Origin of the sequence: Aquibium carbonis (assembly GCF_003970795.1) — a bacterium.
Taxonomy (GTDB): Bacteria; Pseudomonadota; Alphaproteobacteria; order Rhizobiales; family Rhizobiaceae; genus Aquibium; species Aquibium carbonis.
On the sequence record NZ_RWKW01000047.1, the window covers coordinates 25,634 to 35,117 of the forward strand.

The following is a 9,484-nucleotide window of genomic DNA, read 5'->3' on the forward strand; positions in this document are numbered from 1 at the left end:
GAATTCCAGGGAGGAACACCAGTGCGTTATCATCTCACGACGGCCGCGCTCGCGGCTACGGTCGCTTTCGCGGCCCCGGCTGCCGCCACAGACCTCGAGGTCACACATTGGTGGACCTCCGGCGGCGAGGCGGCCGCGGTCGCCGAGCTCGCCAAGGCGTTCGACGCCACCGGCAACAAATGGATCGACGGCGCCATCGCCGGATCGGGCGGCACGGCCCGCCCGATCATGATCAGCCGCATCACCGGTGGCGACCCGATGGCCGCCACCCAGTTCAACCACGGCCGCCAGGCCGAGGAGCTGGTGCAGTCGGGCCTCATGCGCGACCTCACCGACATTGCCGAAAAGGAAGGCTGGAAGGACATCGTCCGTCCGTCGAGCCTGCTCGATTCGTGCACGCTCGACGGCAAGATCTACTGCGTGCCGGTCAACATCCACTCGCAGCAGTGGCTGTGGCTTTCCAATGCCGCGTTCGAGAAGATCGGGGTGCCGGTGCCGACCAACTGGGACGAGTACGTCGCGGCCGCGCCGGCTCTCGAGCAGGCGGGCATCATCCCGCTCGCCATGGGCCAGCAGCCCTGGCAGACTTCGCTCGCCTTCCAGGTGCTCGTCGTCGCGCTCGCCGGATCGGACGTCTACAACAAGGTCTATGGCGACAAGGATGCCGACCTGGCCGCCGGACCGGAAATGGCGAAGGTGTTCGAGGCGGCCGACAAGGCGCGCTCCATGGCCGCCAAGTCGAACGTGCAGGACTGGAACCAGGCGACCAACCTCGTCATCTCCGGCCAGGCGGCCGGCCAGATCATGGGCGATTGGGCGCAGGGCGAATTCGCCGTGGCCGGCCAGGTCGCGGGCGAGGACTACACCTGCCTGCCCGGACTGGGCGTCAACGAGGTCATCCAGACCGGCGGCGATGCCTTCTACTTCCCCGTGCTGAAGGATGCCGAAAAGTCGGCGGCCCAGGCCACGCTCGCGTCCACGATGCTGGCGCCCGAAACGCAGGTCGCGTTCAATCTCAAGAAGGGCTCGCTGCCGGTGCGTGGCGACGTCGATCTCGCCGCGGCCAACGACTGCATGAAGAAGGGTCTCGACATCCTGGCCAAGGGCAACGTCATCCAGTCGCCCGACCAGCTGATGTCGGCCGACTCGCTGACGCAGGTGAACGACCTGTTCGTCCAGTTCTTCAACACGCCGGCCATGTCCGCGGCCGATGCGCAGAAGACCTTCGCGAGCATCGTCGCCGCCGCCGACTGACGAGTTTCGCCGCAGAAAAAACGCCGGTCCGGTCCCATCGGGCTGGACCGGCGGCTGCGCCCTCGTCGATCGTTCGACGGACCCTGGCACGCGGGAGGCTTCTTCATGGCAAATACCCGGAACGGACGGCCGAGCCAGGTCTTCCGAAACCTCAATTCCAAGGTCGCCTCGATTCCGATGGTGCTGACGGCATCCGTCGTCTTCGTCGGGGGCACCATCTGGACGGTCGTTCACTCCTTCACCAATTCGAAGCTTCTGCCGCGCCTGAACTTCGTTGGCCTCGACCAGTACGAACGGTTGTGGAACTCCAACAAGTGGCTGATCTCGATCGAGAATCTCTTCATTTATGGCGTGCTGACGCTGATCTTCTCGCTCGTCATCGGCTTCGTGCTGGCGGCGCTGCTCGACCAGAAGATCCGCTTCGAGGACACGTTCCGCACCATCTTCCTCTATCCCTTCGCGCTGTCCTTCATCGTCACCGGCCTCGTCTGGCAGTGGATCCTCAATCCCGATTTCGGGATCCAGGCGGTCGTGCGCGGACTGGGGTGGACGAGCTTCAACTTCGATCCGCTCTATAACCAGGACATCGTCATCTACGGCATCCTGATCGCGGGGCTGTGGCAGGGCACCGGGCTGGTCATGTGCCTGATGCTGGCGGGCCTGCGCGGCATCGACGAGGACATCTGGAAGGCGACGCGCGTCGACGGCATTCCGATGTGGAAGACCTATCTCTTCATCGTCATCCCGATGATGCGGCCCGTCTTCGTCACGACGCTGGTGATCATCGCGTCGGGCATCGTGCGGGTCTACGACCTCGTAGTGGCGCAGACCAGTGGCGGGCCGGGCATCGCCTCCGAAGTGCCGGCCAAATACGTCTACGACGCCATGTTCCTGTCGCAGAACCTCGGCCAGGGCTTCGCGGCCTCCACCATGATGCTGGTCACCGTGCTGATCGTCATCGTCCCATGGGCCTATCTCGAATTCGGCAGGAGGCGTCACCGTGGCTGATCAGGCAACCATCTCCGCCGCCGGCTTGGGCGCCGCGCGGACGTCCGCATCCGAAGCCTGGGGACCGCGTCCGCGCCGGGCGCTGTCGCGCCGGAACATCATCATCTACGGCACGCTGACGGTGGTCGCGCTCTACTATCTGCTGCCGCTCTACGTGATGATCGTCACGTCGCTGAAGGGCATGCCCGAGATCCGCATGGGCAACATCTTCTCGCCGCCGATGGAGATCACCTTCGAGCCCTGGGTGAAGGCCTGGGCGACCGCCTGCACCGGCCTGAACTGCGAGGGCCTGTCGCGCGGCTTCTGGAACTCGGTGCGCATCACCATTCCGTCGGTCGTCATCTCGATCCTGATCGCCTCGGTGAACGGCTATGCACTGGCCAACTGGCGGTTCCGGGGCGCCGACATCTTCTTCACCATCCTGATCGTGGGCGCCTTCATCCCCTACCAGGTGATGATCTACCCGATCGTCATCATCCTGCGCGAAATGGGCCTCTACGGCTCGCTGACGGGGCTGGTGCTGGTGCATACGGTCTTCGGCATGCCGATCCTGACGCTGCTGTTCCGCAACTACTTCGCCTCCGTGCCGGAAGAGCTCTTCAAGGCCGCCCGCGTCGACGGCGCCGGCTTCTGGGCGATCTATTTCAAGATCATGCTGCCGATGAGCCTGCCGATCTTCGTCGTCGCGGTGATCCTGCAGATCACCGGCATCTGGAACGACTTCCTCTTCGGCGTGGTCTACACCAAGCCGGACGTCTATCCGATGACCGTCCAGCTCAACAACATCGTCAACTCAGTGCAGGGCGTGAAGGAGTACAACGTCAACATGGCCGCAACGCTTCTGACGGGCCTCGTGCCGCTCATCGTCTACTTCATTTCGGGCAAGCTGTTCGTGCGCGGCATCGCCGCGGGCGCGGTGAAAGGCTGAGCGATGTCCAGTGTCATCGTTCGCGACGTCTCGCTCAATTTCGGCGCCGTCGAGGTGCTGAAGTCTCTCAATCTCGATGTGGCGGAGGGCGAGTTCATCGTGCTCCTCGGGCCATCGGGCTGCGGCAAGTCCACGCTGCTCAACTGCATCGCCGGGCTGCTCGACGTTTCGGAAGGGCAGATCTTCATCAAGGGCAAGAACGTCACCTGGGAAGAGCCCAAGGACCGCGGCATCGGCATGGTGTTCCAGTCCTACGCGCTCTATCCGCAGATGACGGTGGAGGGGAACCTCTCCTTCGGCCTCAAGAATGCCGGCCTGCCGAAGGACGAGATCGCCAAGCGGGTGGCGCGGGCGGCCGAGATCCTGCAGATCCAGCCGCTGCTCCAGCGCAAGCCGGCGGCGCTGTCGGGCGGCCAGCGGCAGCGCGTGGCGATCGGGCGGGCGCTGGTGCGCGACGTCGACGTCTTCCTGTTCGACGAGCCGCTTTCCAACCTCGACGCCAAGCTGCGTTCCGAACTGCGCGTCGAGATCAAGAGGCTGCACCAGAAGCTCGCCAACACCATGATCTACGTCACCCACGACCAGATCGAGGCGCTGACGCTGGCCGACCGAATCGCGGTGATGAAGGGCGGCGTCATCCAGCAGCTCGACGGCCCGCAGGCGATCTACAACCGGCCGGTCAATCGCTTCGTGGCGGGCTTCATCGGCTCGCCGGGCATGAATTTCCTCGACGGGACGGTGTCACGCGATGGCGGCCCCCATTTCCTGGTCGGCGACCTGCGCATTCCGCTCGACCGCTACGAGTTCAGCGCCGCCGATGCCGCAGGGGCGGCCGTTCTCGGCGTCCGGCCGGAGCATGTGGCGCTCGACGAGGCGGGCGCGGCGATGCCGTTAACGCAGGAGGTGGTGGTGGAGATCGTCGAGCCGATGGGATCCGACACGCTCGTCTGGACGACGTTCGGCAATCACAACTTCACGTTCCGCGCGCCCTCGGAGCGGACGCTGAAACTCCGCGAGCGCATCACGATCGGCTTCGATCCGGCGCGCGCCTCCCTCTTCGACGCCGCCACCGACGCGCGGCTCTGAGACAATCGACTTTCACGAAAGCGGAAAGAAACCCCCATGGACTGGTCGTTCCAACTCTACAGCGCCCGCAATTTCCAACCCTGGGACCGGATCCTGACATTGCTGGCCGAATGCGGCTACCGGCAGGTGGAGGGCTATGGCGGGGTCTACGGGGATCCGGCCGGCTTCCGCGCCGAGATGGACCGCAATGGCCTGGCGATGCCGAGCGGCCATTTCTCCATCGATGCGCTGGAGAATGATTTCGACGGGGTGCGGCGCATCGCCGACGCGCTGGGCGTGCGGCTGCTGATCTGCCCCTACCTGATGCCGGACGCGCGTCCGGCGGACGCGGCCGGCTGGCGCGGGTTCGGCGAGCGGCTCGCCAAGGTCGGAGAGCGCGCCAAGGCCGACGGCTACGGCTTTGCCTGGCACAATCATGACTTCGAGTTCAAGGCGCTGCCCGACGGCACCACGCCGCAGGAGCATATCCTGAACACGGCGCCCGACATCGGCTGGGAGATGGACGTCGCCTGGGTGATCCGCGGCGGCGTCGACCCGCTGCCCTGGATCGAACGCCATGGCGCGCGCATCGTCGCCGTCCACGTCAAGGACATCGCGAAGCCGGGCGAGGGGCTCGACGAGGACGGCTGGTCCGACGTCGGACACGGCTCCGTCGACTGGCGCGGCCTGATGAAGGCGCTGCGCGCGTCCTCGCAAGCCCGATACTACGTGATGGAGCAGGACAACCCCAACGACATCGATCGTTTCGCCCGTCGCTCGATCGAAGCCGCGAACGGCTTCTGACCGAGGCCCGGCAAGGACTTTCCAGGAGACTTCCAATGGCGAAGAAACTAGGCGTCGGCGTCATCGGCTGCGGCAACATCTCCGCAGCCTATCTCAGGCTAGCACCGCTGTTCCGCGGCATCGAGATGCGGGCCTGCGCCGACATCGACATGGCGGCGGCGACCGCGCGGGCAACCGAGTTCGGCGTGCGCGCGGAAACCGTGGACGGGTTGCTGGCGGCATCCGACATCGACATCGTGGTCAATCTCACGATCCCGGCGGCGCATTACGAGATCTCGCGCCGGGCGCTGGACGCCGGCAAGCACGTCTATTCGGAAAAGCCGTTCGTGCTGTCCGTTGCCGAAGGGCTCGACCTGAAGAAGGTCGCGGCGAAGAAGAACCTGCGCGTGGGTTCGGCGCCGGACACCTTCCTGGGCGGCGCGCATCAATATGCCCGCCACATCGTCGATTCGGGCGCGGTCGGCCGCATCACCAGCGGCACCTGCACCGTCATGAGCCACGGGATGGAGCACTGGCATCCGAACCCGGACTTCTTCTTCAAGGTCGGCGGCGGCCCGGTTCTCGATGTCGGGCCCTACTATGTGGCCAACCTGATCCAGCTGATCGGCCCCGTGCGCCGGGTGGCGGCCCTGTCGTCGATCCCGGCGAAGGAGCGGCTCATCACCTCGCAGCCGCGCGCCGGCCAGACCATCCCGGTCGAGACGCCGACCACGCTGCACGCGCTGCTGCACTTCGAGAACGGCGCGGTGGTGACGCTCCATGCCAGCTGGGACGTGTGGGCGCACGGGCATTCGCCGATCGAGCTCTACGGCGAGGAAGGAACGCTGTTCGTCCCGGACCCCAACTTCTTCGGCGGCGAGGTGCGGCATACGATCCGCGACCAGCCGGTGACGAAACCGGCCAAGTGGGAGCATCCTTTCGCGGTGCCGAATCAGGAGAGCCCGCGCGGGCCGCTGGCGAACTACCGCGCCTCGGGGCTGGCCGACATGGCGATTGCGATCCGCGACGAGCGGCCGCACCGCTGCTCGCTCGAGGCCTCGCTGCACGCGATCGAGATCATGACCTCGATCCTGAAGTCGGGCGAGACGGGCAAGTTCGTCGAGATGAAGACGACCTGCGAACGCCCGGCGGCCCTCTCGCCCAAGGATGCCAAGGCGCTGCTGGCGCCCAGTCCGGCAAGGCCCGCCCGCGCCGCCTGACGGGCGGCGCCAGCCTGCGCGGAGCCAACGCCGCGCGGCAGGCTGGTCGCGCCCGTGACCGACGTTGCAAATGCCGCACCCGGCATCGGCCCGGGCGCGCCACACGCTTCTTGGCGGCCGCGCCACAAGCTGCTAGGAAACCTTCCAGCCGGCAGAAGGATTGTCGGCCCCTAAGGATCGGACGCGTGAAGGCTTTGCGAAAAGCATCTGGCAGGTGGACGGCGCAGATCGCGCTGCTCGTTCTGCTCGTCCAGCTTTTCGCCGCCGGTCTTGCCACGGCCGCCCATGCGGCGGCTCCGCAGCTGGATGCCTTCGGCAATGTCCTTTGCCTCGGCGGCGAACCGGGAGACGAGACGCCTGCGGGCAGCCCCTCGGGCTTCCACGACTGCTGCACCTTCGGCTGCGGCAATGTGGTCTCGTCGCTTCCCGCGCCCGTGGATGCGGTGATCCTGCCGGTCGCCTATCCGCCTTCCGCCGACGTCGTGGCGCCCGAACCGGCGCGTCTCGTCGCGCAAGACAGGCGCTCGCGACCGGGCAGCCCCCGCGCGCCTCCGACCGCGGGCTGATCCCCACCGCCCCGCAGCCGGGGCGGCCTTGCGTGATCAACGGTTCCGCAACCGCGGTACCCATCGCCATTTTCGGAGAACCATCATGTCGACTTTCCTTCGCGCTTCGGCGCTCGACTTCGCGCGCCGCACCCATCTGGCCGGCGTCCTCACCGCGACGGCGCTGTCGTTTGCAGCGCTTCTCGCTTCGGCGCCCCCGTCGCTCGCCCACGACTTCAAGGCCGGCGACATCGTCATCGACCATCCCTGGTCGCGCCAGACCCCGGAAGGCGCGAAGGTGGCCGGCGGGTTCCTGGTGCTCAACAACACGGGCACCGAGGCGGATCGTCTCATCGGTGTCTCCTCGCCCATTTCCATGAAGGGCGAGGTTCACGAGATGGCGGTCGACGACAAGGGCGTCATGACCATGCGTCCGGTCGAAGGCGGGATCGAGGTCCCGGCGGGCGGCTCTGTCGAGCTGAAGCCGGGCTCGTATCACCTGATGTTCATGGGTCTGACCGCGCGTCCCGTCGAAGGGGAAACCTTCGAGGCGACGCTCGAATTCGAGAAGGCCGGCAAGGTGGACGTCGAGTTCGCGGTCGAAGCGATGGGCGGCGCGCCCAAGCACGAAGGCCACGGCGGTCACGGCGGCTGATGCCCGGCCGTACCCGCTAGCCAGCAAACAGCCAGCAGCACGCGGTCGCGATCCAGCGGCCGTTCCCATCGCTCCGGACATCTCCGGAGCGAACGCTCCCCCTTTGTCCGGCGCATGCCGGCATCCGATCCAAACCGATCAAACAGGAAAGACCTCACCATGTCGAAATCACTCCTCACCGCCTGCGCCGTTTTCCTCCTCTCTTCGGGAGCGGCCATGGCCCATGCCACGCTGGAACAGGGCGAAGCCGCGGTCGGCGCGAGCTACAAGGCGGTGTTCCGCGTGCCGCACGGCTGCGACGGAAAGCCGACCAACACCGTCCGCGTCCAGATTCCCGAGGGCGTCATCACCGCCAAGCCGATGCCGAAGGCCGGCTGGACGCTGGAGAAGGTCGCCGGCGCCTATGAAGGCTCCTACGAGTATTATGGCCGTACGCTCACCGAGGGCGTCAAGGAAGTGGTCTGGAGCGGCGGCAATCTCGGCGACGACGAGTATGACGAGTTCATCGTGCGCGTGTACCTGACGAGCGGCCTGCCCGTCGGCGAGACGCTGTATTTCCCGATCGTCCAGGAATGCCCGGAAGGCGCCGCTGAGCGCTGGATCGAGCGCCCGGCGGAAGGCCAGGATCCGCACGACCTCGAAAACCCGGCCCCGGGCGTGAAGCTCGTCGCCAAGCCGCAGGCGCATTGATCCCTGTCGGGCGGGCCCCGTTGGCCCGCCCGTTTCTCCGCCGGAGGCGACCTGAATGAATTTGTCCCCCGCGCCGCAAGCAGCCGGACGTCCATTCGTCATCGGCGTTCTCGGCTGCTTCTGCGCCATCGTCGCGTTGTTGCTCGTCAGCGTGACCGGCGCATTCGCCCATGCCTCGCTCGCCGGGGTCGATCCGGCCGACGGCGCCGTGGTGGAACGGGCCCCGAGCGAGATCCAGCTCACCTTTTCCGAGATCGTGTCGCCGCTGGTCCTGCGGCTGCTCGGCCCGGACGGCTCGACGACCGATCTCGAAGACTTGACCTACAGCGGCAACACGCTCGGCGTGGCGCTGCCGGCCATGCTTTCGGACGGCACGCATGTCCTGTCCTGGCGCGTCGTGTCCGAGGACGGCCATCCGGTCGGCGGATCGGTGGTCTTTTCCGTCGGTGCGCCGAGCGCCATGCCCGGCGATCCCGTCGAGGCGGTGGACTGGCTGGTGCGCGGCCTGGTCTGGACGTCGAAGCTCACGCTGTATGGCGGCATGGCCTTCGGCATCGGCGGCATCTTCGCCATTACATGGTTCGGCGGCGGACGCGAAGCCGGCCGGACCGTCGCCGCCGTGCTGGTCCTGGCCGGCATGATGGGTACCGCGCTGGCCATCGGACTGCAGGGGCTCGACGCCCTGGCCGAGCCGATTTCGCAGCTGACCGACCCCCGGATCTGGGAGACCAGCCTGCGCACCTCCTTTGGCCCCACGGCGCTCGGTCTGCTCGCCGCGTCGGCCGTGGCGATGATCGCGATCGTCGTTCCCGGACGCAGCGGCCGTGCGCCTGCCTTGATCGCCGTCCTCGGAGCGGGCGCCGCCGTCGCCGCGAGCGGCCATGCCGGCTCCGCTGATCCGCAATGGCTGACGCGGCCGATGGTGGCCCTGCACGCCGCGGCCATGGCCACCTGGATCGGCGCGCTGATGCCGCTGGGTCTGGCGCTGCGGGCCGGCGGCGATGGTGCGACCGTCATACTCCAGCGCTTCTCGCGCGCCATTCCGTGGCTGCTCGGTATGCTCTTCGTCTCGGGCGGCGTGCTCGCCGTCATTCAGGTCGAGACCCCGGCGGCGCTGCTGTCGACGGCTTACGGGACCGTCCTTCTGGTCAAGCTGGCGCTCGTCGCCCTGCTGCTGGCGCTCGCCGCCTTCAACCGGTGGCGACTGACGCCGGCCGTCGCGCGCGGCGAAGCCGGGCCCCGTCGCGCGCTCGTCCGCGCCATCGTGGCGGAGGTGCTGATCGCTGTCCTGATTCTCGGCGCGGCGGCCACCTGGCGCTTCACCCCGCCGCCGCGC

10 protein-coding genes are annotated in these 9,484 nt (G+C 67.0%); all 10 read left to right on the forward strand.

All coding sequences use genetic code 11. The annotated features are described in order from the left end of the window. Nucleotides 1-21: 21 nt before the first annotated feature. The gene (locus tag EJC49_RS13570) at nucleotides 22-1,254 is read left to right on the forward strand and encodes an ABC transporter substrate-binding protein (protein ID WP_126700475.1); all 1,233 of its coding nucleotides are present in this window, start codon (nucleotides 22-24) and stop codon (nucleotides 1,252-1,254) included. 105 nt (nucleotides 1,255-1,359) lie between these two features. Next, nucleotides 1,360-2,262, forward strand: a complete 903-nt coding sequence (locus EJC49_RS13575; protein WP_126700476.1) for a carbohydrate ABC transporter permease — start codon at nucleotides 1,360-1,362, stop codon at nucleotides 2,260-2,262. A 10-nt stretch (nucleotides 2,263-2,272) separates the two neighbouring features. After that, nucleotides 2,273-3,190 carry a carbohydrate ABC transporter permease gene (locus EJC49_RS13580; RefSeq protein WP_245453397.1) on the forward strand — a complete coding sequence of 306 codons (918 nt, stop codon included), beginning with the start codon at nucleotides 2,273-2,275 and terminating at the stop codon, nucleotides 3,188-3,190. Between the two features lie 3 nt (nucleotides 3,191-3,193). Then, entirely contained in the window at nucleotides 3,194-4,276 is a 1,083-nt protein-coding gene (locus tag EJC49_RS13585; protein ID WP_126700478.1) for an ABC transporter ATP-binding protein, read from the forward strand. Nucleotides 4,277-4,312: 36 nt separating this feature from the next. Continuing rightward, nucleotides 4,313-5,059 (forward strand): sugar phosphate isomerase/epimerase family protein, encoded by a 747-nt coding sequence (locus tag EJC49_RS13590; protein WP_126700479.1) that lies wholly within the window; start codon nucleotides 4,313-4,315, stop codon nucleotides 5,057-5,059. Nucleotides 5,060-5,094: 35 nt separating this feature from the next. Beyond that, nucleotides 5,095-6,258: a Gfo/Idh/MocA family protein gene (locus EJC49_RS13595; RefSeq protein ID WP_126700480.1), complete on the forward strand. Its 1,164-nt coding sequence runs from the start codon at nucleotides 5,095-5,097 to the stop codon at nucleotides 6,256-6,258. Between the two features lie 185 nt (nucleotides 6,259-6,443). Then, a complete protein-coding gene (locus tag EJC49_RS13600; protein ID WP_126700481.1) occupies nucleotides 6,444-6,824 on the forward strand; it encodes a DUF2946 family protein in 381 nt (126 codons plus the stop codon). Nucleotides 6,825-6,909: 85 nt separating this feature from the next. Next, nucleotides 6,910-7,458 carry a copper chaperone PCu(A)C gene (locus EJC49_RS13605; RefSeq protein WP_126700482.1) on the forward strand — a complete coding sequence of 183 codons (549 nt, stop codon included), beginning with the start codon at nucleotides 6,910-6,912 and terminating at the stop codon, nucleotides 7,456-7,458. A 159-nt stretch (nucleotides 7,459-7,617) separates the two neighbouring features. Continuing rightward, entirely contained in the window at nucleotides 7,618-8,148 is a 531-nt protein-coding gene (locus EJC49_RS13610; protein ID WP_126700483.1) for a YcnI family copper-binding membrane protein, read from the forward strand. Between the two features lie 55 nt (nucleotides 8,149-8,203). Next, nucleotides 8,204-9,484, forward strand: a 1,281-nt coding sequence (locus tag EJC49_RS13615) for a copper resistance CopC/CopD family protein (protein WP_126700484.1), incomplete at its 3' end; no start/stop codon positions are given.

Coding starts and splice junctions, on each gene's coding strand:
- EJC49_RS13575 (WP_126700476.1), top strand. CDS start 1,360: ATGGCAAATACCCGGAACGGACGGCCGAGCCAGGTCTTCCGAAACCTC.
- EJC49_RS13585 (WP_126700478.1), top strand. CDS start 3,194: ATGTCCAGTGTCATCGTTCGCGACGTCTCGCTCAATTTCGGCGCCGTC.
- EJC49_RS13595 (WP_126700480.1), top strand. CDS start 5,095: ATGGCGAAGAAACTAGGCGTCGGCGTCATCGGCTGCGGCAACATCTCC.
- EJC49_RS13605 (WP_126700482.1), top strand. CDS start 6,910: ATGTCGACTTTCCTTCGCGCTTCGGCGCTCGACTTCGCGCGCCGCACC.
- EJC49_RS13610 (WP_126700483.1), top strand. CDS start 7,618: ATGTCGAAATCACTCCTCACCGCCTGCGCCGTTTTCCTCCTCTCTTCG.
- EJC49_RS13590 (WP_126700479.1), top strand. CDS start 4,313: ATGGACTGGTCGTTCCAACTCTACAGCGCCCGCAATTTCCAACCCTGG.